This window comes from Pseudomonas sp. SIMBA_068, from assembly GCF_046534705.1.
Classification (GTDB): domain Bacteria; phylum Pseudomonadota; class Gammaproteobacteria; order Pseudomonadales; family Pseudomonadaceae; genus Aquipseudomonas; species Aquipseudomonas putida.
Genome location: NZ_JAWRYI010001223.1, coordinates 1 through 249 on the forward strand (window position 1 = coordinate 1; position 249 = coordinate 249).

At 61.8% G+C, this 249-nt stretch carries 1 protein-coding gene; it reads right to left on the bottom strand.

What is annotated here, in order from left to right:
• Nucleotides 1-249 (bottom strand): hypothetical protein (locus SB756_RS33435; RefSeq protein WP_410913679.1); only part of this gene is annotated, 249 nt, incomplete at both ends.

Sequence of the window (249 nt, forward strand, 5' to 3'; positions counted from 1 at the left end):
GGCCTGCGCCTAAGTCGAGACTGCGTTGGGCCTCTTCGCCCAAAGCCTCAAGTTCTTCGACGCTGTTCAATGTGGTTTGCCATAGCACTTGTTCAGCCTGGTGCTGATCCGGACCACGGTAGGCCGCGCTCCAGCCCTGTGCGCCCTCGACAAAGGTGCTGCGCAAGGCATCGTGATGCACGATCAACGCCTGCAGTGCGGCCAACAACAGCGGTACCTGCAACGGCTGGTGCGGTTGCAGCACCGCAG